This window comes from Streptomyces sp. NPDC037401, assembly GCF_055602345.1.
The window spans coordinates 1-24,069 of sequence record NZ_JBVJWO010000039.1 but is presented as its reverse complement, the minus strand read 5'-3'; the positions used below and the strand labels follow the sequence as shown (position 1 = coordinate 24,069).

The following is a 24,069-nucleotide window of genomic DNA, read 5'->3' as shown; positions in this document are numbered from 1 at the left end:
GCGCGGCCGCAGCAAGGCCGATGACGGGACGCCCCCGCTCTTGCGGGGGCGTCCCGTCGTGCCGTTGCGCCGGGGCGTCGCCGGGAATCCCGCTCAGCGGGGTTCGGCCCGGGGCCGTCAGGCGCGGTAGCCGCGCGGCTTCGGCTTGTCCTCCACGGACGGCACCTCGGCAACGTCGCCGTCCCGGGTCCCGGCGCCGCCCCGGCCGTGCGCCTTGTCGGCGGCGGTGCGCGACGGCCACAGGTGGCGGGTCAGGGCGACCGCCGCCAGCAGGGCGACCAGCGCGCACACCGCGGTCCAGCCGTACGCGGCGTGCATGCGGACGCCCAGCCACGAGCCGACCGTGCCGCCGGTGTACGCACATGTCATGAACGCGGTGTTGAGCCGGCTCCGGGCGTCCGGGCGCAGCGCGTACACCCGCGCCTGGTTGGCCACCGTCCCGGACTGCATGGAGACGTCGAGCAGCAGGGCGCCGGCGGCGAGTGCCGCCAGGCCGGCGGTCCCGCCCCCGGCGGCGGCCGCCAGGACCGCGGCCGCTCCCAGCAGACCGAGCAGGGCCGACAGGTTGACCGGGCCCGGCCCGTGCCGGTCCACCAGACGCCCCGCGACGGGGGTCCACAGCATGGTCGCCCCGCCCACCAGCGCGAGCAGGCCGACGGCCTCCGCGCCCAGCCCGTAGGCCGGGCCGGTCAGCAGCAGGGCCACGCACGTCCACGTCGCGGAGAACCCGCCGAATGCCGCGGCCTGGTAGAGGCAGGACCGGCGCAGCTCCGGCTCCGCGCGCAGCAGCCGCAGCGGCTCGGCCAGCATCTGCGCGTACGGCCGGTGCGCCGCGGTCGGGGAGGTGACCGGCACCGCGTACGCCAGGACGGCTGCCAGCAGCAGGGCCACCACCGCGGCCACCAGGTACGGGGCCCGCCACCCCAGCCGCTCGCCGAGCACCCCGCCGAACGTACGGGCCAGCAGCATGCCGCCGGTCGACCCGCTCAGCAGCGTGCCCAGCACCGCGCCCCGCCGGCCCGGTTCCACCAGGCCGGCCGCCAGCGGACCGATGATCTGCGCGGCCACCGTGGTCAGCCCCACCAGGGCGCTGGCCGCGACCAGCGGCGGCAGTGCCGGAGCACAGCCCGCGCCCAGCAGCGCCAGACCGGTCAGCGTGAGCAGCACGACCAGCAGCGAGCGGTGCCGGAACCGGTCCCCGAGCGGCACCAGCAGGACCATCCCCGCGGTGTAGCCGATCTGGGTGGCGGTCACCACGAGGGTGGCCGTACCCGCCGGGACACCGAGCCCTTCGGCGACCAGCGGCCCCAGCGCCTGCGGGAAGTAGAGGTTGCCCACCGCAACGGCGCAGGCCACGGCGAGGAGCAGCACCAGCCGGCGGCTCATCGGGCCGCCCCGGCGGCCGGGCGGTCGCGGGGAACGGGGCCAGGGGGAAGGGGGGAGGTCATGGCAGCCAGTCCACGGCACCGGGGGCCCTCTGCCAACTGATGTAGCGTACGGCTTAATGATCAGCTTCGAGCTCGGCGTCGAGGACCTCGCCGACACCCGGTTCGCCCTCTCGCCGCTGGGCGAGACCGTGCTGAGCCTGCGGGTGTTGCGCGACCCGGGGCTGTCCCCCCTGCACCTCCCGTGGCGCAGGGGCGTCCTGGGCCGGCTCGGCGGCCTCGACACCGCCCTCCTGACGGCTCTGGTGGCGGACCGGCTGACCCTGCCGGACTTCCTCACCCCGCGCCCCACGGCGTTCGAGCCGGACTTCGACGCCGAACTGGCCGCCGTACGCCGCGCCCCGGCCGGTCTGGTACGCCGTGACCTGGCGGCCGCGCACGCCCCGGACCTCCTGCCGGAGCCGCTGCGGGCGGCGGCCGCGGCCGGGGACGGGCCCGTGCTCGAGCTCCGCGACCGCATCTGCGCGATTTTGCAGCGCTACTGGGAAGTCGCCGTCCGGCCGGTCTGGCCGCAGATCCGGCTGGTCGCGGAGGCGGACATGACCTACCGGGCGCGGCAGCTCGCCCGGGGCGGCGCCCGGCTGCTCTTTTCCGACATGCACCCCCAACTGCGGTGGGAGGACGCCGGCTCCCGCGGGGTGCTGCACGTGGACCGGACCATCGGCGGCTACCGCACGACGGCCTCCGGGCAGGGGCTGCTGCTCGTACCGTCCGTCTTCGCGCACAAGTGCGCGCCGCCGGTCGGTCCGCAGGAGCCGCCCTCGCTGCTCTATCCCTGTCGTGGAGTGGCGACGCTGTGGGAGTCCGAGGCCGGCAGCGGCCGGGGCGGCACGGCCGGGCGGGCGGCCCTCGTGCCGCTGATCGGCGCGGCCCGGGCGCGGCTGCTCGCGCTGCTCGCCGAACCGCTGGCCACGGTCGAGATCGCGCGCCGCCTGGGCGTGACGCCCAGCGCCGTGTCGCAGCACCTGGGCGTCCTGCACGCCGCCGGTCTGCTCACCCGGGCCCGCGACGGCCGCCGGGTGCTGTACCGCCGAAGCCCCCTCGGCGACGGGCTCGCCGCGGAGGCGGGCGGCTGCGCGTCCTGAGTGCGGCCGCTCCTACATGTGCGGCTGGCCGTAGTACCGGGCGAACTGCTCGAGGTAGCTGGGTTCGCCGGCGTTCTTGCCCGCGTCGAACTCCGGTGCGTCCTTGATCTGGTCCTTCGTGCGGTTGACGTAGACCTTCTCCTCGGCGGTGTCGATGCGCTCGATGGTTCCGGCGGGCAGCAGTACGTGCTTGCCGAAGATCCACACTCCCGTGTCCACGACCAGGTAGGAGGCACCGGCGTCCTCGGAATGCCTGTCGATCTTGCCGATGTGACCGTCCTTGGCCTCGACCTTGTAGCCGACGATGTCGACTCCTTGCTCGTGTCCCGCGTCCGGGTGGTAGCCCCAGATGTCGAAATCAGTCACGGCAACACCTTTCCGTTTTATGGGTTATTCCGAAGAATCTTCCAGATTGCTCCTGCCCTGAAAGGCGTCTGCGCAAAAGCCACGCCGTGGCCGGCCGCGTCACCACCCCACCCGCTCCCGTCATCGTCCGTAGCCGAAATGGTGCGGAATGTGACGCCGGATGTCAGCGTGGTGGGAAGCAATCCACACCCACGCACGAAGGAGCCACCGTCATGGGCGGTACGCAGGACAAGCGTCAGCAGCCGGGCCAGTCGGGCAAGAGCCCCGACGAACTGCGGACGCAGCACAAGCCGACCGGGCACGAGCCGTCGCACCATCAGAAGCCCGGCCAGCCCGCCAAGCCGTCCCGCGGCAAGGGACGCGCGGACGAGGAGTCCACACGTCGCCGTGACGACGATCTGCTGCGTGAGGAAGACCTGCACGGCGAGCCGTAGCCGCCCCGCCACGTCGCCGGCGGCTGGTCCGGGAGAGGGTCTCGTTCGGGGGGTCACGGAGCGGTTGCCGGGGCAGGCGCTCGCCACGAGGGCACGGATGCGATGCCCCTGCGGGCGCCGGACGGCCCGAGGCCACCGGCCTCCGCGCCACTTCCAGTTCAAGGAGACCCCTCATGTCGCAGGTCAAGGAGGAGTCGATCGAAGTCGGCGTCCCGGTGCGTACGGCGTACGACCAGTGGACGCAGTTCGAGTCGTTCCCGCAGTTCATGGACGGTGTCGAGAGGATCGAACAGCGTACGGACACGCTCACGCACTGGGTGACGAGGATCGGCGGTGTGGAGCGTGAGTTCGATGCGGAGATCACCGAGCAGATCCCCGACACCAAGGTCGCCTGGGTGACCGTGGGCGGCGATATCGAGCAGTCCGGACTGGTCACCTTCCACCCGATCGACCCGTCCCGCACCGAGGTGACGCTGAGGATGGACTTCGACCCCGAGGGGATGGCGGAGAACATCGGCGACAAGCTCGGCTTCATCGACCGACAGGTCAAGGGCGACCTGAAGCGGTTCAAGCACTTCGTCGAAGACCGCGGCTCCGCCACCGGAGCCTGGCGCGGAGAGGTCTGACCGGCCCGGCCTCCCGGAGGCCGCCGCGCGGAACACCGCGCGGCGGCCGGCGGTGCAGAACGTCTCGGACGCCCTCGGCTGCCGGGAGAGGCAACGGCCTCACCCCACGGGGCGCCCCGCCCGGAGTTCCAGCCGGTCGGCGCCGAAGCGGTCGCGGAAGCGGCGGTCGTGCGAGACGACGACCACCGCGCCCTCGTAGCGCGTCAGTGCCTCCTCCAGCTCGTCGACGAGCGCGGGGGCGATGTGGTTGGTCGGCTCGTCCAGGACGAGGAGGTCGGCCGGGCGGGTGACGAGCCGGGCCAGCTCCAGCCGGCGCTGCTGACCGGCCGACAGCGAACCGACCGGCGTCTCGAGGTCCCCCGCGCGGAACAGCCCCAGCGCCAGGAGCCCGTCGGCGTGCTCCTCATCCGGCCCCGGCAGCCCGGCGGCGTACACGCGCAGCAGCGTGGCGTCGGTGGGGAACGGGCTCAGCTCCTGCGGCAGCCACCCGACCCGGGCGGGCCGGCGTACGGTGCCGCGGTCGGCCCGGAGGTCACCGGCGAGGACGCGCAACAGCGTCGACTTCCCTGCGCCGTTGGGTCCGGACACGAGCAGTCGGCTGCCCGCCTCGATCGTCAGGCGGGGCAGCCGCAGCCGGTCCCCGACACCGATGTCGGTGAGCTCCGCGAGGGTGCCGTCCGTCCGCACGGCCGCCAGGCCGGGTGTGAACCGCAGCGGCTCGGGAGGCGCCGGCACCGGCTCGCGCAGCAGCACCTCCAGGCGCGTCCGCGCCGCCCGCACCTGCCCGGACAGCTTGGCCTCGGAGGAGCGGCGGTGCTTGCCGAAGCCCTGCCGGGGGTCCTTGCCGGCGCCCGCGAGGCGCTGGCCGGCCGCCTCGACCAGCTCCCTGGTCCGGGACGTCTCGTCGAGCCATTCGCGGTGCTCCTGATCGCGCCGGCGGCGCTCGGCGGCCTTGGCCGTGCGGTAGCCGGCCCAGCCGTCGCCGTAGCGGCTCACGGTGTGCGTGTCGCCGTCGACTTCCAGGACGGCCGTGGCGAACTCGTCCAGGAACGTCCGGTCGTGCGTGACGGCCAGTACCGTCCCGCGGTGGGCGCCCAGCCGTTCGCGGAGCCAGCGGACGGCCTGCGCGTCGAGGTGGTTGGTCGGCTCGTCCAGGAGCAGGAGTTCCGCGCCGGCCGACAGGACGCAGGCGAGCGCCAGCCGGGACTGCTCGCCGCCCGACAGGCTCCCGAGGGCCCGGTCGCGTGCCAGGTGACCGATGCCGAGGCCGTGCAGCGCCGCCTCCACGCGGGCGTCCGCCTCGTACCCGCCGCGGTCGGCGAAGGCGTCCAGCAGCTCCCCGTACTGCCGGAGCTCCTCCGGGCTCGCGGCGGCGAGGACGGTTTCGCGCGCCCTGATCTGCCGTTCGAGCTCGCGCAGCGGGGCGAGGGCGGTGTCGACGGCGTCCTGGACGGTCCTGGAGGGCGGCAGGGACGGGGTCTGGGTGAGGTGGCCGGTGGCCGCCGGGCGCCGAGACGGTGATGTCGCCGGAGTCCGGTGCTTCGGTCCCGGCGAGCAGGCGCAGGAGGGTGGATTTCCCCGAGCCGTTCTCGCCGACGACGGCGACGCGCTCGCCGGGGCGGGCGGTGAACGACACGTGGTCGAGGACGGTTCGGGCGCCGTAGGACTTCCCGATTTCCTTCACGGCGAGCTGGAAGGGGGCGCGAGCGCGCATGGCTTCTTTCCCTGAATGCGAGGGCCTGGGGTCGCAGGCCGGGGTCATGGGCCTGGTCACGGGCGGCGCCCGCACACCGCCGGCCGCTCAGCCGACGGGCGGCGCCTGCCCGTCCCCGGAATCAGAGAAAGAAGTAGTAAGAACCCATACGGGCGACTGTACCGGCGGGCTCCGCCGGGGTGCTCACCGTTTTTCTTCGTCCGGAGGCTCCGGGAGCGCTCGGGCGCGGACGTGGTGCGGGAGTGCCTGGCCGCCGCCCGTCGGGATCATGCGGACCTCGCCGCGGTCGCTGATCTCCGCTCGGACGATGCCGGTGGCGTCCGCGTAGACGGGGTGGCCGCCCGGGCCCTTCTGATCGGTGATGGTGACCTCCACGATGTCCTCGCCGGCCTCGGGGCCGTCGGGGAAGAGGAGTTCGTATCGGCGTGCGGCCATCTGGGGTTCTCCCGTCCGTTCCAGGTGCAGGGTGCGGCGTCGCCGCTACGCTCGGATGCCGTCGCAGGTGATGTGCAGGTGGCGCGGGCCGCGCAGGACGGCGTTCTGGCGGTACGGCGGCGGGTCCGCCACGAGGCGGGGGTTGTCCAGGCGGCGGGCCAGTTCCGACAGGGCGAGCTGCGCTTCGAGGCGGGCCAGGGGGGCGCCGAAGCAGCTGTGGATGCCGCTGCCGAGGCCGAGGTGCTGCACGTCCTTGCGGTACGGGTCGAAGCGGCCGGGGTCGGCGAAGCGCTCCGGGTCGCGGTTGCCCGACGCCAGGACCAGCCAGAGCGACGATCCCTTGGGGATGGTGACCCCGCGCACCTCGATGTCGGAGAGGGTGGTGCGCTGCGGCAGGAGCTGCACCGGGGGTTCGTAGCGCAGCAGTTCCTCCACCAGGGGGACCGCGAGGCCGGGGTTCGCGCGCAGGTCGGCCAGGACCTCCGGGTGGCGCAGCAGGGTGAGCATGCCGTTGGTGATGAGGTTGACCGTCGTCTCGTGACCGGCGATCAGGAGCAGCGCCGCCGTGCTGAGCAGCTCCATCGTGGTCATCGTCTCGTCCTTGCCGTGGCCCGCGGCCAGTTGGGAGAGCATGTCGTCGCCGGGGTCCTTGCGGCGCTCCTCGATCAGCCCGGCGAGGTACATGCCCAGTTCCATGCGGGCGCTCTGGCCGACCTCGGCCCGTTCGGCCCGTGCGGCGGGGTCGGCGTCCGGGTCGGGGTCGAGGCTCGCGGCGAGGGTGTCGGCCCAGCCGTGGAAGCGGGACTCGTCCTCGCGGGGCACGCCCAGCAGGCGGCAGATGACGGTGACCGGGAAGGGGTACGAGACCTGGTCGACCAGGTCGATGCCGCCGGGGTCTCCGACGCCGTCGATGCCGTCGATGAGTTCCTTGACGATCACGGCGAGTTCGCCGCGCATGGAGTCGATGCGGTACGGGGAGTGCGGTGGGCCGAAGGGGCGGTTCGTCATGCGGCGCAGCCGGTCGTGTTCCGGCGGGTCCAGTTTGAGGAAGCTCGGGGGCAGGGTGGTGGACTCCGCTCCTTCGGCTTCGGCTTCGGCTTCGGCCAGCGGGTCGCCGGCGGCGGCCGTCAGGTTCCGCGAGTCGGAGCTGATCCGCGGGTCGTGGAGCAGGGCGCGGATGTCGTAGTAGCGGCTGATCACGTACGGCCCCTCGCCGTTCTGGTGGACGGGGGTCCTGCGCAGTTCCTCGTAGAGCGGGTACGGGTCGGCGCGGCTCGCGGGGTCGAGGATGCGGTGCAGGATGTCTTCGGTCATGACGGCTCCTCCGGGGCCTGGCGGGTCAGTGCCCGGCGGGGGTGAATGTCATCCGCCGATCGGCCGGCGAGTATCCGCTGAGGGTGATGGTCGGTCCGTGGGTGGGGACGGACGGGTCGGGGAAGTCCGCGGGGACCGGGCGCCGGCCTTCGGAGCGCCGGTCGACGGTGTCGAACGGGGGCGGGAAGGGCGCCGTGGTCTCGATCTGCCGCTCGTAGAACTCCAGCCAGCGGGCGTTGTCGAAGGTGACCGCGCCGATGATCCGGCCCTGGTAGCCGTAGACGCCGGCGAAGCGGCGCTCCGCGCGGGAGCCCTGGATGATGAGGATCTCCGAGCCCATGGAGGGCACGCCGACGGATTTGATGTTCACTCCGAACTGGGTGGACCAGAAGGCGGGGACCCAGATGTGGGGGCGGCGGTCGGTGCTCTCGCTGAGCATGTTGTGGGCGGCGGTCTCGGCCTGGGAGACGGCGTTGCCCCAGTGCTCGAGGGAGAGGAACTGGTAGCCGAAGAGCGGGTGCGGGGAGCGGGCGACGTCACCGGCGACGTAGATGTCGTCGGTGACGATTCCGCGGATGTCGAAGGCGCGGCAGCCGGCGTCGCACGCGATGCCGCGGGGGCCGGCGCCGAGGCCGGAGCCGGCGAGCCATTCGGTGTTGCGGATGGCACCGAGGGAGACGACCACGACGTCGGCCTCGACGGTGCTGCCGTCGGAGAGGTGGGCGGCCCGGACCCGTCCGGAGGAGTCGCCGTCGAGGCCGGTGACCATCACTCCGGTGCGCAGGTCGACGCCGTTCTCCCGCTGGAGTTCGGCGGCGACCTCGCCGATCACGCCGCCCAGGGCGCCGACGAGGGGGGCGGCGGCCCGTTCGGCGACGGTGACGTCGAGGCCGCGCTCGCGGCAGGCCGAGGCGATCTCGGAACCGGTGAATCCGGCGCCGATGACGAGGACGCGGCGGGGGTTGTCGGCGAGGCGGCGGGCGAGGCCGGCGCCGTCGTCGCGGGTACGGAGGACGAAGACGCCGTCGAGCTCCGCCTCGGCCTGGTGGGGCCAGGGCCGGGCGCGCACGCCGGTGGCGATGAGGAGGCGGTCGTAGGGGACCTCGTCGCCGTCGGCGAGGCGGACCCGTCGGGCGGCCATGTCCAGGCCGGTGGCGGCCACGCCGAGCCGCCAGTCGGCGTCGAGGGCGCGGCGGCGGGGCAGGGCGGTGTGCTCGGCTGCGGCCCGGCCGAGGAGGACCTGCTTGGACAGCGGCGGGCGGTCGTAGGGTTCGTACGGCTCGTCGCCGATCATGACGAGGGATCCCGCGAAGCCCTTCTCGCGGAGCGTCTCGGCGGCGCGCAGGCCGGCGAGGGAGGCGCCCACGACGACGATGCGGCCTCCGCGCTTGAGCTGGTCGAGGGCACTGTCAGGCATCGCGGGCCGCCCGGTGGGGCGCGGGCCCCGCGGCGGCGGGTTCGGCGCCGGCGTGCGCCTCCGGTCCGCCGGCCGTGGCCGCCAGGTCCGGTTCGTCGACCAGGATCGCCTGGACGGGGCAGGCGGCGGCCGCCTGGGCGACGCGGGCGCGCTGGGCCTCCTGCGCCTGGGGATCGTAGAGCAGTCCTTCGTCCCCGTGCATGGCGAAGACGTCGGGCGCGAGGAAGGCGCACTGCGCGTACCCCTGGCAGCGGTTGAGATCGACGACGAGCCTCAGCAAGGTGCGGTCCTTTCGTGGCCTGGCGTTTCCCACGTGCCAAGCCTGAGCCGCGGAGCGCGGCGGGGCCCGCCCGGCCGGGCCGGTGGAGTGACGGCGGAGCCGGATCCGCCGTCACTCCACCGGGGACCTGCCGACTACGCGTACGGGTCGAAGGGGATGCCCGCCGGCTTGGCCTCGGCCAGATGGGAGGCGAAGGAGCCGTCCTTCAGGCCGAAGTGCGCGCTGCCGAAGTCCGCCTGGCTGAGCTTGTCCCGCAGGGTGGCGGGGTAGCCCGACCAGCCGACGAGCGCGGGGTACTGCCAGGCACGGCGGTGGTTCTCGGGCGGGTCGTCGTTGCCGTTCGCCGCACGGAAGCAGTGCGTGCCGACGCCGTCCTTGTGGTAGACGATCTTGGGGTGGGTGCCGTCCCAGCGGATCTGGTCGCGGGTGTGGATGTCGAAGTCGCCGTGGGCGGAGGTCGCGACGTACTTGGCCTCGTTGCCCTGGATCCACACCACCACGTGTTCCCAGTCGTGGCGGTGACCGCCGAGCGAGATGCCGGGGACGGCCTGGTCCTTCTCGAAGTACAGCGCGTAGACCACGGCGCACCAGCCGTTGTTGCAGCTCCAGCGGGAGTAGCCGTTGGTGTTGTCGAGGTCCGAGGCGTCCCGGCAGTTGCCGTTGAGGGCGCCGGTGGGCTTGAGCCCGCCGTTCAGAACCCCGCTCGGGCCTATGGCGGGTGTCGGGTAACAGCCGTCGGTGTCGTAGTCGTAGGCCGGCTGGTAGGTCAGCTCGATCGCGTCGGCCTGGCTCGGCAGGGCCGGCGGTGGTGCGGCGAAGGCCGCCTGGGGGACGCCGACGACCAGCGCGAGGGCTGCGCCGACGACCACGACGGATCTCCGGATGTGACGGTTCGTCCGCAAAGCAGGGCTCCTGACCGGTCGGGTTCGGGGGTGGCGGGCGGACCGCGACCACCGTCGGCCGACGCGCCGGGAGCATCATTCGCGAACCGGAGCGGCGCAGCAAGGGTCCGGCGACCGTGATTTTGGGCGCACCGAGAGCGCCGGACAGCCGCCGGACAAAGGGAATTGACGGAATGTCAGCCCTGGGACGACGAAGTCGGCACAGGGGGTGGATCGAGCGCGGGTGGGCTTGCCGCGGGGCGGGAGGCGTGCCCGGCGGGGGGGGCGTGCCCGGCGGGAGGCGTGCCGCGGGCAGGGGGTGTGCCGCGGGCGGGTCGTCGCGCGGTCGTCGTCAGAGGGCGTTCATCAGGACGATGGCCGCGAGGTTCAAGAGGATGACGGCGACGACTGTGCCGATCATGAGCCAGGCTCTGCGCGATTCGTCCATGCGCGAGCCACCTCCTCCCGACTCGGGCGCGCCGCCGCACGCGGGCCCGGCGGCGGCCGTACGCAGGGCCCCGGGCCTGTGGCCATCATGACCCGGTTCCGCGCAGAGCACAGGCCGGGCGGCCCGCGGGGGCGACCGCCGGAGGGCCTCGCAGCGCGGGGCGCGACGTCAGCCGGCGCGGCCGTCCGGGGCGAGGGTGGCGGCGGCCGCGAAGAGCCGGGCGCAGCGCTCCGTCATGGCCGCCGGGGTCTGCTCCGGGTGCTTGACCCACCAGCGGACCAGGGTGGCGACCAGGTCCCGCCAGACGTACTTGAGCGCATCGGCGTCCAGCGGGTCGGCGGATCCGGCCGCGCGCAGCAGTTCGGCGGTGCCGCCCGCGGCGAGCCGGTCGATGGCCGACCAGTACTCCGCCGCCCGCTGCGCGGCCTCGCCGCCGGGCGGGAGGGAGGTGTCGTACAGCACGAACCACGCCTCTCGCTGCCCCTCCAGCGCGGTGAAGACGCTGTCGAGTACGCGCAGCGGCGTGTGCGGCGTGGTCCCGTCCGGGCCCATCGCCGTGCGGATCGCGCCCAGGAGCCGGTCCCCGACGGGGACGAGGCAGGCGACGTACAGGTCTTCCTTGGTCCCGAAGTACTGGTGCAGCAGCGTCTTGGTGACGCCGACACGGGCGGCGATGGCGGGGAGCGACGCGGCCGCATAGCCGCGGGTGCCGAACTCCTCCGTGGCGGCGTCCAGCATCTGCTGCCGACGGTGGTGCCGGGGGACGCCCTTGGTGCCGGCTTTCGAAGGAGGGGTTGCCATGAGCGGATATTATCAGTAGGTAATTTACCGCTAGGTAAATTACCTCGACCTCTGGAGCGCATCCATGGCCGGCACCACCGCACAGCCGACGTCCCGCACCCGCTCCTGGTGGGGCTGGGGCTGGACGGACGCGCATCCCGGCGACGCGGAGTGCACCGCGATGGGCGCCCTGCTGCCCGGCACCCTCGCCCGCCCCCTCCCCGTGCCCCGCGTCCGCGACCTGGGCATCGGGAGCCCGGCCGTCGAAGCTCCGCAGAGCCTCGCCCGCCTCGTGACCGCGGATCCCGCCGACCGCGCCGCCCACGCCATGGGAAAGGCGTACCGCGACGTCGTACGCGCCCTGCGCGGGCGACCGGGCCGCATCCCCGATCTCGTCGCCCGCCCGACGGACGAGCGGGGCGTGGCCGACCTGCTGGAGTGGGCCGGTGACCGGCAGGTAGCCGTCGTCCCGTACGGCGGGGGCTCGTCGGTCACCGGGGGCGTGGAGTACCGCGGCGACGCCCACCGGGCGGTGCTCTCCCTCGACCTGACCGCGATGGGGCGCGTCCTCGAGGTCGATGCCGAGGGCCGGGCCGCGCGGATCCAGGCCGGCACGCTCGGGCCGGCCCTGGAGGACCAGCTGCGGCCCCACGGCCTCACCCTGCGGCACTTCCCGCAGAGCTTCGAGTTCTCCACCCTGGGCGGCTGGCTCGCGACCCGCGCCGGCGGCCACTACGCCACCGGCCGCACGCACATCGACGACTTCGTGCAGTCGATGCGCGTCGTCACCCCGGCCGGCACGAGCAGCTCCTGGCGGCTGCCGGCATCCGGGGCGGGCCCCTCTCCCGACCGGCTGTTCCTGGGCTCCGAAGGCGCCCTCGGCGTCATCACGGAGGCCTGGGTCCGCCTTCAGGAACGCCCCCGCCACAAGGCGTCCGCCGCAGTGGCCTTCGCCGACTTCCACGACGCCCTCGGGGCGGTGCGCGCCATCGCGCAGTCGGACCTCTCCCCCGCCAACTGCCGCTTGCTGGACGCCGGCGAGGCCGCGCTGTCGGGCGCGGCGCACGATGGCTGCGCCGTGCTGGTCCTGGGGTTCGAGTCCGCCGACGAGCCGGTGACCGCCCTGCTCGACCGGGCCGTCGGCCTGGCCCGCTCGCACGGCGGCCGGTACAGCGCCACGGCCGCGTCGCCGGCCGGCGACGCGGCCGTGGGCGCCTGGCGCTCGGCATTCCTGCGGATGCCCTACCTGCGCGACGGTCTGGCAAGGATGGGCGCCGTCGCCGAGACCTTCGAGACGGCAGCCACCTGGGACAGGGTCCCCGGCCTGATCGACGCGGTGCGCACCGAGGTCGGGGAGGCGGCGCGCAAGGCCACCGGACATCCGGCGACCGTCAACTGCCGTCTGACACACGTGTATCCGGACGGCGCGGCGCCCTACTTCACCGTCCTCGCCGCCGGCCGTTCCGGTGACGAGGTCGCCCTCTGGGACGACCTCAAGGCGGTCGCCGCCGAGGTCCTGCACCGGCACCGGGCCACCATCACCCACCACCACGCCGTGGGCCGGGACCACCGTCCGGGCTACGACCTGCAGCGCCCCGGGCCCTTCGCCCTGGCGCTGCGTGCGGCGAAGGGGGCCCTCGATCCGCGGGGGATCCTCAATCCGGGCGTACTCGTCGACTGAGCCGGGCGAGCGGGGGCGCGGCGGACGGAACGGCGCGGTCCGCCCGCCGGGCCACCGTCACCGGGTCACCGGGTCACGGGGTCACGGGGTCACGGGGTCACCTGGCGAACCACGGCACTCGGCAGGCGTGCGGCGCCTCGCCCTCCGGGCACAGGGCGCCGAGCACCGCCTTGCGCACCGACCGGTACGTGCGCAGCGAACACGTCACGCGGACCTGCAGCTCGACCGCCTCCCGTGCACCGCTGCCCCGGCCGGGGTGCTCGACGGCCCACTGCTCCGCGAGGATGTCGTAGAGCTCGGCGGTCGTCAGGCCGCTGTGCGGGTAGGCACGTATGACGGTGTCGTGCGTGATGCGGGCGCTGCGGGAGGCCACTTCGCGGCCGATGGTCTCCCTGACCCGGGCCAGCCCCTCCTCGTCCGCGTACAGACCGAACTTCAGCGTGCGTGTCCCCACGGCACCAGCCCTTCGTGAGCGCCCGGCAGAGCCCTGACATCCGACGGCCAGGAGACTCGACCGCCGCGCCCGGTGCAACCGGTTTGTCCGCCGACGACGCGCTCGAGGCCCACTTCCCGGTACGGCGGCGCCGGGGCATGATGGCCGACGCCGGAGTTCACCCGGGCGGGGGGGCCGCGCTCGCGCGCTGCCGGACCCGGCCCCGACCCGACTCGGAGGTCCGTGTGCCGTCGCACGACCAGGCCAGGCGCGATGAGCTGTACGCCGACCCGTACCCGCTCTACGCCCGCGCCCGCCGGGCCGGGGGTTTGACGTACGTCCCCGAGTGCGATGCGTGGCTGGTGGCCCGCGACCGGGACGTACGGGAAGTGCTGCTGCACCCCGAGGACTTCTCCTCCGCCAATTCGCTGGTGCCCGACGTCGTGCCTTCGCAGGCGGCTCTCGGCGTCCTGGCGCAGGGCTTCGGGCCGAGCCCGACCGTCGTGACCTCGGACGGCGCGGAGCACGGCCGGCACCGGGCCGTGCTGAACAGCGGCCTTTCCACGCCCCGCGTCGCCGCCCTGGTCCCGTACGCCCGCGCATGCGCGCAGGAGCTGGTGGACGGCATCGCGGCGGCCGGTTCGGCGGAGCTGATGGACGCGTACGCCCGTCGGCTGCCCGGTCTCGTGGTCGGCCGGCTGATCGGCCTGGACGCCGCGGACGTGCCCGTCGCGGTACACGGCGGCTACCGGGCCGAGGAGCTGCTGTTCCGGCCCATGGCGCCGCACGCGCAGGTCGCCGCCGCCTCGGAGGTCGTCGCGCTCCAGCAGCTGCTGGACAGGTACGCCGTCGACCGGCGGGCCGCGCCCCGCGACGACCTGTGCTCGGCGATGGTGGCCGCCCTCGCGCCCGGCGACTGCGCGCTCACCCCCGATCAGCGCCGCGAACTGGTCGCGAGCCTCCAGAACCTGCTGATCGCCGGATTCCTCACCACCGCCGCGCTCATCGGCACCACTCTGCTGCACCTGCTGCGCGACCGGGAGCAGTGGGAGAGGCTCTGCGCCGACCCGGCGCTGGTACCAGCTGCCGTCGAAGAGGCCGCGCGGTACGACACGGCCATCCAGGCCTTCCGCCGCATCACCACCCGGCCGCTGACACTGGCGGGCACGGAACTCCCCGCCGGGGCCGCGGTACTGGTCGCGTACGCATCGGCCAACCGGGACGGGGAACGGTACGAGGACGCCGACCGGTTCGACATCGGCCGCCCCCTGAACCGCCGCCACCTCGCCTTCGGCCACGGACCGCACGGCTGCCCGGGTTCACAGCTGGCCCGCGAACAGCTGCGCCTGACGCTCGACCTGTTCACCCGACGGCTGCCGGACCTGCGTCTGGACCCGGACCGCCCCGCACCGGAGATGCGCCCCACGTTGATCCACCGCTCCCCGCAGACGCTGTACGTGACCTGCTGAGCACGCGGGCGCATGAATCGGCCGGGACCGGGGAGGCGCCCATCAGACCGGTCGGCGGAAGTCCCGGGCCCGAAGGACCCGGCAGCGAGAGGAACGGCCATGGACACCTCCGCGCCCCGAGGCGACGACGTGTACCAGCCCCAGCCCGAGGACGAGCCGGGCGAGGCCCAGCCGGACATGGACGACGGCGTGGGCGAACCCACCACGGACCAGGTCCTGGACCAGGGCTATTCGCCGCCCGAGCGGCCGTACGCGAGCGAGCAGCACGGCACCACCGCCCGGGAGCAGGCGCGGGGCGAGAGCCTCGACGGCCGGCTCGCCCGCGAGCTGCCGGGCGAGGACCCGCAGGCGGGCTACCTGGAGGTGCGGGGCGGGCAGGCCGGTGCCACGCAGGTCGGCGACGGGATCGGAGACCTCGTCGGAGGTGCCGGTGAGCCGGTGGACCCGCAGGCGGGCAGCCGGCGTGCCGGACGCCTGACGTCCGCCCCGGGCCCGCACGTCCTGGCCCGCGACGTGGGCGTCGACGGCGGGGCGGCGAGCGCCGAGGAGGCGGCGATGCACGTCATCGACCTCGAGCAGACCGACGACCGGGACGCCGACGAGCAGGCCTGAAACGCCGTGTCGACCCCGTACCCGTGATTGCGGGTCACGCTGCGTGACTTCTTGATCGATTGATCGATAGCAGGGGGAGCCCGCTGCGGCTTCCGCCGCTCGGGGAGGCGCGAACGAGGAGTCGAGGATGAACGGCAGCTTTGCACGGGGGGCCGGTCGCTGGGTGATCGCAGGCGCCGTCGTCGCGACGGCGGGAGCCCTGCAGGCCTCGGCGGCACACGGGGACGAGAACCACCGCGACTCGCACAACGCCCCGGTGGTCGCCCTGGTCAACACCGGACAGATCGACGACCCCCTGGAGGATGTCCTCGAGCACCTCACGGTCTTCGGGGACGGGTCGGTGCGCGACTGACGCCCGGCGACACCCGGCCGCGCCCCGACTGGCGGGCCCGACTGGCCGGGCGCGGCAGGCCGGGCCCCGACTCGGTCCGCCGCCCGCGCCGGAGTCCCGTCACGGGGGCTCCGGCGCGGCGCTGTGCCCTACGGTGCCGGGGCAGGAGCCGGGGCCGGGGGCGCGACGGCCTGAGCGGGCTTGACGGCCCCGCCCGCGGATGCACCCGCACCCGCGCAGCTGAGGCGCTCTCCGGACACGGGGGCGCCCTCGGCGACGTTGCGGTCGTAGGTGACGGTCTTCACCCGGACGGGCCGGGTGCCGACGGTGACGACGAAGGCCGCGCCGTGGCCCGGAACGGCCTGAAGGCGCGCGCCGGGCAGGGCGGCGGCCAGGGTGGCCGCGTTCTCCTCGCGGCCGGGCTGGTACCGGATGACGGGCGGGCCCGGGGGACGGACGGCCGGCGCGGACGCCGAGGTGTCGGTGACCACGAACTTGTTCTTGCGCAGCGCCGCTGCGACGGCCGCGTCGTCCACGCGCACCGCGATCCCCGCCGGGTTGGTCAGGGCCGGTGTCTCCGGGGCGGGCTGGATGCGGGTGTCGCCCGTGATGGGCCGGTCCGCGGCCAGCGCGGCCCACAGCGCGGCCGAGCGGGATTCGTGCCACAGCAGGGTGGAGCCGACGCCGGGCACCCGGTGGTCGAAGACCTGGATCGGCACGGTGGCGAACTCCGTCTGGTTCCCGCGGAGCTTGCCCAGCGTCCGGCCGATGCGGACCAGGTCGAACACGTCCGTCCCGGCATCGGTGCGTACGGACTTCAGCAGCGCACGGGCCGTGCGGGCCGTGCTCACCGGGCCCGCGAGGGAGCCGTCGGCGACGAGGCGGGCCAGCAGGTCCGCCACGACGCGCTGCTGGCGGCGGACCCGGCCGAGGTCTCCGGGCCGGTTGATGTGCCGCGCCCGGACGTAGCGCAGCGTCTTGTCCCCGTTGGAGTGGTGGACGCCGGCGGTGATGTCGAGGCCGGAGTTCTCGTCCTTGAGGGGCTTGTCCGTGCAGACCGTTGCGCCGCCGAGGTTGTCGACGGCCTGCTCGAAGCCGGTGAAGCCGGTCTCCAGGTAGTGGTCGATGTGCAGGCCGGTGACCTTCTCGACGGTCTTGACCGCCAGCGGGCCGCCGCCGAGCGCGTACGCGCCGTTGATCTTGCCACGCCGGCCGGTGCCGTTCGCGTACTCGACGTAGGAGTCGCGCGGGATGGAGACGACGCTCGCCCGCCGCCCGTTCTCGGACAGGTGCAGGAGCATCATCACGTCGGTGCAGTTGCAGCCCTTGCCGCCGACGTGGAGCCGCCGCTTCTCGGCCGCGGACAGGCCCGTACGGCTGTCGATGCCCACCACGAGGATGTTCGTGCCGCTGCCGCCCGGTGGCTTGTCGTCCGTACCGCTGTGCGCGTCCGCCAGCCAGGTGCCGGACGCGAGCGTGGTGGCGAGCAGGGTCACGGCAACGGCGAGACGGCGCAAGAGAACTCCAGAGATAGGGAGAATTCGGGCAAACCCAGACCGTAGTGGTTCCGGATCGCCGCGGCTGCCTACACGCCGGACGGGACGCCGCGAGGCGCAGCACCCTCCCCGTAATGGGCGATCAGATTGTCCTGCGCGGGCAGCGACCGGCCGGCGGGCCCCTGCGCGAACGCCCGCAGGACGTTCTCCGTCACGATGCGGGTGAAGCGGGCCGCGTCCGCCCCGAGCCCGTGGTTCCCCTTGCCGCCCGTTGGGCCCTTCGCATCCAGGGCCTCGACCCAGCGCATGGTGCCCGTTGCGAACACCCCCGCGCCGCCCGGCAGCGACAGGTACGCCGTGTCCGCGTACGACGCGCGGCCTTTGCACACCACCGGCGAGTGCGCGAGGATCTCGACCGGCCGGGGGGTCGGGTGAGCGATGTTCACCCGGTCGAACTCGACACCCACCAGGTGCGCGAAGGAGTCGCCGCGCTGCGCCCCGGTGCCCGCCAGCAGCCAGTGGCCGGGATGCGACACGACGTACGGCGCGTCCACCGGGTAGCCGTCGTAGATGACTCCGAGCAGCGAACTCTCGGGGTCGGGCGCGGGCTTGCGGCGGAAGTCGTTCGTCGGCGGACTCCCCCGCCGGAAGCCGGGGTCGGCGGCGTAGTCGTCCTTGTAGCAGACCACGACCCGGTCCTCCCCCACCGGAGAGGGCTCGTAACGGATCCGCCGGTAGCAGCAGTTGGCGCCGAACACGGCAAGGTTCGTGCCCGCGTCCCGCGCCGCCGTGACGTGCGTGCGCTGCTCGGGGCTCCAGTACTCGTCGTGGCCCAGGGACAGCATGGCCACCGCCCCGCACAGCAGCCCGGGATCGCGGGCCACGTCCACTCCGGTGGCGTACGCCAGCGGCAGCCCCATCCGCTCGGCCAGCGCCACCAGCGGTGCCTCGTACACGAAGAACTGCCCGGCGCCGTGCCCGCCGCTGTACGGCCGGTCGAAGGTCACGGTCAGGGAGCGCGAGGCCTTCTTGCCGGTGGTGCCCTTGTACAGGTCGGCCCCGCCCCACCGGTTGTACGCCTGCCAGGTTCCCACCGAGGCCACCACCACCATCCGGCCCTCCGCGGACCGGCCCCGTACCGTCACCGGCACGAAGCGCTGTGCGGCCCCGCCGCGGGCGTCGAGTCTCAGCAGGTAACTGCCCTCCGGCCAGCCCGCGGTGTCCACGGCGGCCGTCCGCCGCCACGTGGTACGCACCATCCGCGTCCCCGGGTCGGTCACCGCCGCTCCCTGCCGCTCGCCGGGCAGTGTGGCCGAACGCCACACCAGCCGCGCCCGGGCCCCGCCGTACCAGCCCATCCGGTACGCGGAGACGGTGTAGGACGGGGACGTCGTGGACACGTGCAGCCCGAAGGTCTCGCCGGAGCGCACGCTGACGCGGTCCGCGAAGCCCTCGATGGCGCCCGCCGCCCCGGGCCGGGTGATCCGCCAGTCGGCGGCCCCGGGCAGCGCGTTCTCGGCCCGTACGTCGAGCGGGCAGCCGTCCGGCGGCGCGCCGCGCGCCGCGCCTCCCTGCACCGGTGCGGACGTGGCGGTCACAGCAGAGGCGGCAGGGGCAGCAGACGCAGCCCACGGCTGGGACGATGCGAGCGCCGCCGCGGACGCCAGCCCCATCCCCAGGACCTTCCTGCGCGCCGGGCCGCCCTGCCGGTGCCCGCCGGCGTCCCCAGGAGCATCCACCACCACATCACCTCCACCGCACGGAGCCGCTTCGCCGCGGAACCCGGTTCCCCCTGTGTAACCGAACGGCACGCGGCATCCCGGCAGCCGACGGCGCGTGGGCGCGCCGCTGGAGCGGTGGGCGATCTGCTCGGGCAGGCAGCCGCAGCGCGGGGCGGGTGTTCAGCCGAGGTCGTAGTCGAACCAGACGCGATGCGTCCCGTCGGCATCGACGGCTATCCCTCCGGTACCGGAGATCCCGGCCAGCTCGCGGGTGCCGCTCGAGGGCACGATGGTGAAGAACACGGCGGTGCGGTCGCTGCCGGTGGTCGTCGCCGAGTGCACGAAGTTGAAGCAGCCCCCTGCGCCGTTCACCGAGCCTTCGAAGGACTCCATCGCCACATAGGTGCCGACACCGGTCGCCTGATCGAACGCAGACGTGAACAAGGTGGCCGACCGCCCCGCGATCTCCCCCTCGAAGTGCTTCTCCATCGTCGCGACACCGACCGGCAGTCCCGTGGACACGGCCGGCTCGGGGGTCAGATCGGTCGGGACGAACGCTTTGACGGCAAAAGTGCCCGTGGCTCTCATGCGCCCGACCGTACCAACGGGGTCTGACAACCCCCGGCAGTGCCGGCTGCGAAACTGGGGCCATGACGTTGAAAGAAGGCCGGCGGGTGCGTCTGGCGACCGATATCAGACTGATGGATTCCGCTGCGATGACGGACGACTCCCCGACACCCGCCGTGGCTTTTGCCGGATCCCTGTCGCTCGCCGCAGGCACGGAGGGCACCGTCGAGCGGGTGGTCGAGCACCGGGATCAGAGCGAGGGGGTCCGCGAGTACCTGAGGCTCACGTCACTGCTCGATGCCTTCGGCCGTGACATGCCCGCGGGGAGCAAGGGACAGCTGGAAGAGCAGATCCGCTCCCTGGAGCCCGAGTGGATCGACCACCAGTCCCGGGGGCCGCGCGTAACGGCCCGCGTCCGCCTCGACAACGGCTTCGTCCTCGACGACGTAGAGGAGGGCTTCTTCACCGCCGGCTAGGACCGGTCGGGCCGGACAGCCAGTCCCGTTCGATCCCGCGCAGCATCGCGGGCAGCACCACCAGGTTCCGCAGCGGCGCGATCGCGGCCATGTAGGCCTTCCCCATCAGACCGCTGGGCTTCACCAGCACGGCCATCTGGCCGCGGTAGCCGCCCGTACCGTCCTGGACCCAGCTCATGTGCAGCACCGCGCGCACGATCCGGGTGGCTGCCTCCGCCGCCCATTCGTCGTCGGTCAAGTAGAGCGAAGTGAACGGCACTCCGCGGAACTCGGGGCCGGACGGCGCGTCGCGCAGGTCTGCGGGCAGCCGCTCGCGCAGGGTCGGCACCCCGGAGCCGGGACCGGAGCCGACGTCGTCCCAGCCGAAGAGCTCGCCGAGCTTCCAGCGGATCGCGAAGAGCATGCGCGCGAAACGCGAGGGGTTGTCCGACTCGTCGCCCGCGACGAACTGGTGCACCAGGCGCGGGAAGTCGTCCGGGCCGCCGGGCGTCGACAGCGCCCACACGTCCTCGAGCCGGAAGTCGTGCGCGATCGCGTGTATGCGCCAGGGACGCGACGTGTGTGCGGTGGGCGGGAGCTTCATGGCGTGGTCCTCCGGGGGTCAGTGACGCGTGGCGGCGAGGGGGTCGATCCCGAGCACGCCGGCGGCGGTACGGGCCGCGAGCAGCTCGTCGTGCCGTAGGTGACCGGCCAGCGCGATCACGGTCCCCTCGAGCGCGCCGACGAAGGCGAGTGCGACCGTGCCGACGGGCGGGCCCCCGGGGATCGAGCCGGCTGCGCGGCCCGCTTCCACGAGACCGGTGCACAGCGCGACGAGCTCCTGGTAGCCCTGCTCGATCTCGCGCCCCACCGGGTGGTCCTGCCCGGAGAACTCCAGCCGCAGCGCGATCGCCATGCGGGCGATGTCGCGCCGGCAGTAGACGGCGTGACCGCGCGCCAGGGCGAGCAGCGCCGCGACCGGATCCGCCTCCTGCTCGACGAGCCGGCCGACCTCCTCGTCCCAGGTCTCCATGGCCCACTCGATCACGGCAAGGGTCAGTTCCTGCTTGTCCTTGAACTGGTGGTACAGCGCGCCGCGCGTGTACCCGGCGTCCTTGGCGACCTGTTCGAGGACGAGTTTGCCGTAGCCGTAGCGGGACAGGCCGCGCGCGGCCGACTCGAGCAGCGCGGCGCGGGTGCGCAGGCGGCGGTCGGCCTGGGTCTGCCTCTGCGGAGCCGGGCCGGTCACCCCGCCACCCGCCTTACCTGTGAAGCGAGTTGGTTCTTCATGCGCACTCCCCGCAATGGTCGGATCGCTCGGACCGAGCATACATACATGCATGCACGTATGTAACTGTGAGGTGCAGCGGCCCGGCGGGAACCGAAGAAGGATCACGCGGGGCCGAATCCTTTACGGTGGGTGGCGCCTCTCATAGGTGTGCGGACGCGAGTGTCCGCTCCTCACGGGAGGTTGTCGTGGTCGTAGGACTTGTCATTGCCGGAGCCGTCATGCTGTGCACGTGCACCGTGGTGGTGCTGCGTCGGTGGGGGCGTGCGCGTGGCTGAGGTCAGGTGGCCGGGCGAGCAGTTGATCGTGGCTGCTCAAAGCGGCGATGTGGACGCGACCGCCGCCGTGCTGGCCGGTTCGCACCCTCATGTGCAGCGCTTCGCCCGCTCGTTGTGCTCCTCACCGCAGGACGCCGAGGACGCCGCACAGGAAGCGCTGATCATCCTCTACCGGAAGATCGGCATGCTGCGTGCGTCCGGGGCGCTGGCGTCGTGGATGTTCCGGATCGTGCGCAACGAGTGCCTGCGCCGGGCACGGCTGACGCTGCGCAGCGGAGGGCCGGTGCCGGAGGGCGCCGCCCCGTCGTTCGAGGACGAGGTGCTGCTACGGCTCGAGGCGGGGCGTGTGGCGGCGGCGATCGCGGCCCTGCCGGACGACCAGCGGCGCGTGCTGATCATGCGGGACGTCCAGGGCTACAGCGGCCCCATGGTCGCCCGCGCGCTCGGCCTGAGCACGGCGGCGATGAAATCCCGGCTGCACCGCGCCCGTTCGGCCGTCCGCGAAGCATTGCAGGACCCCGACGGCCTCACCCCGGGAGGCGACGGTGAGTGATCCGCTCGGCTTCGCCAGCCGGTCGCTGCCCCGGCACCTCGTGCGCGGGACGGTGGGCTTCGGCGCACTGGCCGGCTCGGTCCTGCTCCTCCCGCTCCTCGGGCCGGGCAGCCTCCTCCTGGCACCAGCAGGCCTGTTCGCCCTGCGCGGCTGCCCGCTGTGCTGGACCATCGGGCTCGTCCAGACGCTGTCCGCCGGCCGTCTGCGCAGAACTTGCACGGACGACGGCCGGTGCGAACTGACGAGGGCCGCCCCGCCCGGCGACCGGAAGGCCGGGGCCCCGGTCTACAGCCACCCGGTCGTCGGCCCGGGCGACACCGGCCGTCTCCGCACCTGAGCGGAACGACCGAAAACCACGGAGCGGTCGGCACTCGTGCGAGTGCCGACCACTCTGCTCTGACGGGAGGTCAGCGACCAAAGTCGTGGACTACTTGGCGGTCACGGTCCGTTGCCGCTCAGACGTCGAGCTCGTTTCCCCGGGAATCCCATGCCCGCAGCGGTTCGGCCCACGGCGGGGTCAGGACGATGCCCGCCTCCGTGTAGTCGACGCTCCCGAGCTGGGTTTCGTCGTCGTGGGTGGGCCATTCCACGACGATGTAATCGCCCGGAGGGATGTCGTGCTCCATGGCGGCGGGCTCGAACATCACATTGAGCGGATCACCGCCGTCATTCCTGAGGGTAATTTTCACACGATCACCTTACCAATTGTCCAGGTAGTACTGGATGGCCGCCGCACGCTGCTGTGCGCTCGGGCTCGGCGTACCGCCCTCCCTGTTGGTCGACACTTCGTCGACCTTGTCGAAGTACTTCTTCAGGACCAGGAGCTCGTCGCGAGTGAAGTATTCCTTGACCTTGGCGATGTGGTCGGGCTTCTTGAACTTTTCCTCGAGGCTGCCGTCCTTGCGCTGCCAAAGCTGGATGTGGTTCTTGTCGTTGCCGAGCCGACCCAGGTTTCCGGGATTGTTCTTGTTCTTCTCCAGCATGTCGTAGGCGTCTTGCAGGGCCTGCTGCACGTCGGGGTGCTCGCTGACGCGGCCGCACCACTTCTTCGGCGGCTCCGCACTCTGGGCCCGCAGAGGCGCCTTGGCCATCGCACGCAGCGGGCTGCTCTTGGGTTTCGTGGAGACCCCGCATGCCGCGGCGGCCTGGTCGATGATTTCCTCGCCCCGCTTTCGCAGCTTCTTGGCGGCAGCGGACTTGTCGAGGAACTCACCAAGGCCACCGACGATACGGCTGAGGGCCTTGACGATCTTCGGGGTTTCCTTGATGATCTTGAGCGCCTTGCCCCAGGGGAGGGCGCCGACGACGGCCCAGAAGCAGCTTTCGAAGTTGCCTTCGCTGAAGCACTTCTTGATGTCCTCGAAAAGGAGGTCGACGATCAGCTGACCGCCGTTTTCGATGAGGAAGTCGGCGAGTCCCTTCTGCTCCATCTCAAGGGCGGCCTCCCATTCCTCCTTCGAAATACCGGCGGCCTCCAGCGCCCGGAGCTCGTGGTCCTGCAGCTCCGGGGGGCTGCCCTCCTTCTCGGCCTGCTTCGCCGCCGCCTCGCGGGCCTTGCGCTCCTGCTCGCGCTGCCACTCCTCGGCCTTGGTCGCGGCCTCGTCGGCCTCACGCGCGTACGTGTTGGCGTTCTTCGCCGCGTTCTCCGCAGACTTGGCGTGGCCCTCCGCGGAATCCGCGAACTTGCCGGCGTCCGCGGCGTCCTTCTCCGCCTGGGCGGCTGCGCCCCGGGCGACGCTGGCCTCGTTCTCGGCGAGGGTGGCGGCGCTGTTGGCGGCAACGGCGTGGTTGTCGGCCTCGGCCGCGGCGCCCCGGGCGCGGGACGCCTCCGCTTCCGCCTGGTTGGCGGCGTTGCGGGCCGCGGCCGCGTCCGCGAAGGCCTGGTTGGCGGCCTGGCGGGCGAGCTTCGCGTCGGCCTGCGCCTGGGCGTCGGCCTGGTTGGCGCGGGCCGCGGCAGCAC

Annotated in this window: 25 protein-coding genes and 2 pseudogenes; 10 read left to right on the top strand and 17 right to left on the bottom strand. The window is 73.1% G+C overall.

What is annotated here, in order from left to right; genetic code table 11:
* Window positions 1-117: 117 nt before the first annotated feature.
* Window positions 118-1,386 (bottom strand): MFS transporter, encoded by a 1,269-nt coding sequence (locus ACZ7H1_RS31370; protein WP_470791203.1) that lies wholly within the window; start codon window positions 1,384-1,386, stop codon window positions 118-120.
* Window positions 1,387-1,504: 118 nt separating this feature from the next.
* On the opposite strand from ACZ7H1_RS31370, the gene ACZ7H1_RS31365 reads away from it, so the two are divergent.
* On the top strand, window positions 1,505-2,530 hold the full coding sequence (locus ACZ7H1_RS31365; protein WP_470791202.1) for an ArsR/SmtB family transcription factor: 1,026 nt from the start codon (window positions 1,505-1,507) through the stop codon (window positions 2,528-2,530).
* 12 nt (window positions 2,531-2,542) lie between these two features.
* On the opposite strand, the gene ACZ7H1_RS31360 is transcribed toward ACZ7H1_RS31365, so the two are convergent.
* On the bottom strand, window positions 2,543-2,896 hold the full coding sequence (locus tag ACZ7H1_RS31360; protein WP_470791201.1) for a PRC-barrel domain-containing protein: 354 nt from the start codon (window positions 2,894-2,896) through the stop codon (window positions 2,543-2,545).
* 212 nt (window positions 2,897-3,108) lie between these two features.
* On the opposite strand from ACZ7H1_RS31360, the gene ACZ7H1_RS31355 reads away from it, so the two are divergent.
* Both ACZ7H1_RS31355 and ACZ7H1_RS31350 read left to right on the top strand, forming a co-directional pair.
* Window positions 3,109-3,330, top strand: coding sequence for a hypothetical protein (locus ACZ7H1_RS31355; protein ID WP_470791200.1), 222 nt, complete (start codon window positions 3,109-3,111; stop codon window positions 3,328-3,330).
* A gap of 173 nt (window positions 3,331-3,503) precedes the next feature.
* Window positions 3,504-3,956 (top strand): SRPBCC family protein, encoded by a 453-nt coding sequence (locus ACZ7H1_RS31350; protein ID WP_470791198.1) that lies wholly within the window; start codon window positions 3,504-3,506, stop codon window positions 3,954-3,956.
* A gap of 99 nt (window positions 3,957-4,055) precedes the next feature.
* Here ACZ7H1_RS31350 and abc-f read toward each other — a convergent pair.
* From abc-f to ACZ7H1_RS31315, 7 genes and pseudogenes are all read right to left on the bottom strand, one after another.
* Window positions 4,056-5,670, bottom strand: a pseudogene (gene abc-f / locus ACZ7H1_RS31345) (ribosomal protection-like ABC-F family protein).
* A gap of 183 nt (window positions 5,671-5,853) precedes the next feature.
* Window positions 5,854-6,105, bottom strand: a complete 252-nt coding sequence (locus ACZ7H1_RS31340; protein WP_470791197.1) for a DUF6296 family protein — start codon at window positions 6,103-6,105, stop codon at window positions 5,854-5,856.
* Between the two features lie 45 nt (window positions 6,106-6,150).
* Window positions 6,151-7,419: a cytochrome P450 gene (locus ACZ7H1_RS31335; protein WP_470791196.1), complete on the bottom strand. Its 1,269-nt coding sequence runs from the start codon at window positions 7,417-7,419 to the stop codon at window positions 6,151-6,153.
* Between the two features lie 25 nt (window positions 7,420-7,444).
* On the bottom strand, window positions 7,445-8,836 hold the full coding sequence (locus ACZ7H1_RS31330) for an NAD(P)/FAD-dependent oxidoreductase (RefSeq protein WP_470791195.1): 1,392 nt from the start codon (window positions 8,834-8,836) through the stop codon (window positions 7,445-7,447).
* A complete protein-coding gene (locus ACZ7H1_RS31325) occupies window positions 8,829-9,113 on the bottom strand; it encodes a ferredoxin (protein ID WP_470791260.1) in 285 nt (94 codons plus the stop codon). Before ACZ7H1_RS31325 ends, ACZ7H1_RS31330 begins: the two co-directional genes overlap by 8 nt.
* A gap of 137 nt (window positions 9,114-9,250) precedes the next feature.
* A complete protein-coding gene (locus ACZ7H1_RS31320; protein ID WP_470791194.1) occupies window positions 9,251-10,018 on the bottom strand; it encodes an NPP1 family protein in 768 nt (255 codons plus the stop codon).
* 595 nt (window positions 10,019-10,613) lie between these two features.
* Window positions 10,614-11,246 (bottom strand): TetR/AcrR family transcriptional regulator, encoded by a 633-nt coding sequence (locus tag ACZ7H1_RS31315; protein ID WP_470791193.1) that lies wholly within the window; start codon window positions 11,244-11,246, stop codon window positions 10,614-10,616.
* A gap of 64 nt (window positions 11,247-11,310) precedes the next feature.
* Here ACZ7H1_RS31315 and ACZ7H1_RS31310 point away from each other — a divergent pair, with 64 nt between their 5' ends.
* Complete coding sequence (locus tag ACZ7H1_RS31310) at window positions 11,311-12,906, top strand: FAD-binding oxidoreductase (protein ID WP_470791192.1); 1,596 nt, start codon at window positions 11,311-11,313, stop codon at window positions 12,904-12,906.
* A gap of 97 nt (window positions 12,907-13,003) precedes the next feature.
* Here ACZ7H1_RS31310 and ACZ7H1_RS31305 read toward each other — a convergent pair whose 3' ends face one another.
* Window positions 13,004-13,360: a hypothetical protein gene (locus ACZ7H1_RS31305; RefSeq protein ID WP_470791191.1), complete on the bottom strand. Its 357-nt coding sequence runs from the start codon at window positions 13,358-13,360 to the stop codon at window positions 13,004-13,006.
* 224 nt (window positions 13,361-13,584) lie between these two features.
* On the opposite strand from ACZ7H1_RS31305, the gene ACZ7H1_RS31300 reads away from it, so the two are divergent.
* From ACZ7H1_RS31300 to ACZ7H1_RS31290, 3 genes are all read left to right on the top strand, one after another.
* The gene (locus ACZ7H1_RS31300) at window positions 13,585-14,808 is read left to right on the top strand and encodes a cytochrome P450 (protein ID WP_470791190.1); all 1,224 of its coding nucleotides are present in this window, start codon (window positions 13,585-13,587) and stop codon (window positions 14,806-14,808) included.
* Window positions 14,809-14,907: 99 nt separating this feature from the next.
* Complete coding sequence (locus ACZ7H1_RS31295; protein WP_470791188.1) at window positions 14,908-15,420, top strand: DUF5709 domain-containing protein; 513 nt, start codon at window positions 14,908-14,910, stop codon at window positions 15,418-15,420.
* A gap of 127 nt (window positions 15,421-15,547) precedes the next feature.
* Window positions 15,548-15,772, top strand: a complete 225-nt coding sequence (locus ACZ7H1_RS31290; protein WP_470791186.1) for a hypothetical protein — start codon at window positions 15,548-15,550, stop codon at window positions 15,770-15,772.
* Between the two features lie 128 nt (window positions 15,773-15,900).
* Here ACZ7H1_RS31290 and ACZ7H1_RS31285 read toward each other — a convergent pair whose 3' ends face one another.
* The 3 genes from ACZ7H1_RS31285 to ACZ7H1_RS31275 all read right to left on the bottom strand — a co-directional run bounded on the left by ACZ7H1_RS31285 (window position 15,901) and on the right by ACZ7H1_RS31275 (window position 19,556).
* Entirely contained in the window at window positions 15,901-17,268 is a 1,368-nt protein-coding gene (locus ACZ7H1_RS31285; RefSeq protein WP_470791184.1) for an LCP family protein, read from the bottom strand.
* A gap of 68 nt (window positions 17,269-17,336) precedes the next feature.
* On the bottom strand, window positions 17,337-18,845 hold the full coding sequence (locus tag ACZ7H1_RS31280) for a N,N-dimethylformamidase beta subunit family domain-containing protein (RefSeq protein ID WP_470791183.1): 1,509 nt from the start codon (window positions 18,843-18,845) through the stop codon (window positions 17,337-17,339).
* A 303-nt stretch (window positions 18,846-19,148) separates the two neighbouring features.
* Window positions 19,149-19,556 carry a DUF3224 domain-containing protein gene (locus ACZ7H1_RS31275; RefSeq protein WP_470791181.1) on the bottom strand — a complete coding sequence of 136 codons (408 nt, stop codon included), beginning with the start codon at window positions 19,554-19,556 and terminating at the stop codon, window positions 19,149-19,151.
* 128 nt (window positions 19,557-19,684) lie between these two features.
* On the opposite strand from ACZ7H1_RS31275, the gene ACZ7H1_RS31270 reads away from it, so the two are divergent.
* Window positions 19,685-20,011, top strand: coding sequence for a chromo domain-containing protein (locus ACZ7H1_RS31270; RefSeq protein ID WP_470791179.1), 327 nt, complete (start codon window positions 19,685-19,687; stop codon window positions 20,009-20,011).
* Here the strand turns inward: ACZ7H1_RS31270 and ACZ7H1_RS31265 are convergent.
* A complete protein-coding gene (locus ACZ7H1_RS31265) occupies window positions 19,998-20,594 on the bottom strand; it encodes a DUF2867 domain-containing protein (RefSeq protein WP_470791178.1) in 597 nt (198 codons plus the stop codon). The two genes, ACZ7H1_RS31270 and ACZ7H1_RS31265, sit on opposite strands and share 14 nt — an antisense overlap.
* 18 nt (window positions 20,595-20,612) lie before the next feature.
* Complete coding sequence (locus ACZ7H1_RS31260) at window positions 20,613-21,239, bottom strand: TetR/AcrR family transcriptional regulator (RefSeq protein ID WP_470791177.1); 627 nt, start codon at window positions 21,237-21,239, stop codon at window positions 20,613-20,615.
* A 309-nt stretch (window positions 21,240-21,548) separates the two neighbouring features.
* Between ACZ7H1_RS31260 and ACZ7H1_RS31255 the strand changes: the two genes are divergently transcribed.
* Together ACZ7H1_RS31255 and ACZ7H1_RS31250 are read left to right on the top strand one after the other, a co-directional pair.
* Window positions 21,549-22,109, top strand: a complete 561-nt coding sequence (locus tag ACZ7H1_RS31255) for an RNA polymerase sigma factor (RefSeq protein ID WP_470791175.1) — start codon at window positions 21,549-21,551, stop codon at window positions 22,107-22,109.
* Window positions 22,102-22,446 carry a hypothetical protein gene (locus ACZ7H1_RS31250; protein WP_470791174.1) on the top strand — a complete coding sequence of 115 codons (345 nt, stop codon included), beginning with the start codon at window positions 22,102-22,104 and terminating at the stop codon, window positions 22,444-22,446. Before ACZ7H1_RS31255 ends, ACZ7H1_RS31250 begins: the two co-directional genes overlap by 8 nt.
* Window positions 22,447-22,564: 118 nt before the next feature.
* Here ACZ7H1_RS31250 and ACZ7H1_RS31245 read toward each other — a convergent pair whose 3' ends face one another.
* Together ACZ7H1_RS31245 and ACZ7H1_RS31240 are read right to left on the bottom strand one after the other, a co-directional pair.
* Window positions 22,565-22,798: a hypothetical protein gene (locus ACZ7H1_RS31245; protein WP_470791172.1), complete on the bottom strand. Its 234-nt coding sequence runs from the start codon at window positions 22,796-22,798 to the stop codon at window positions 22,565-22,567.
* Window positions 22,799-22,807: 9 nt separating this feature from the next.
* Window positions 22,808-24,069, bottom strand: a pseudogene (locus tag ACZ7H1_RS31240) (hypothetical protein); the annotation flags it as partial.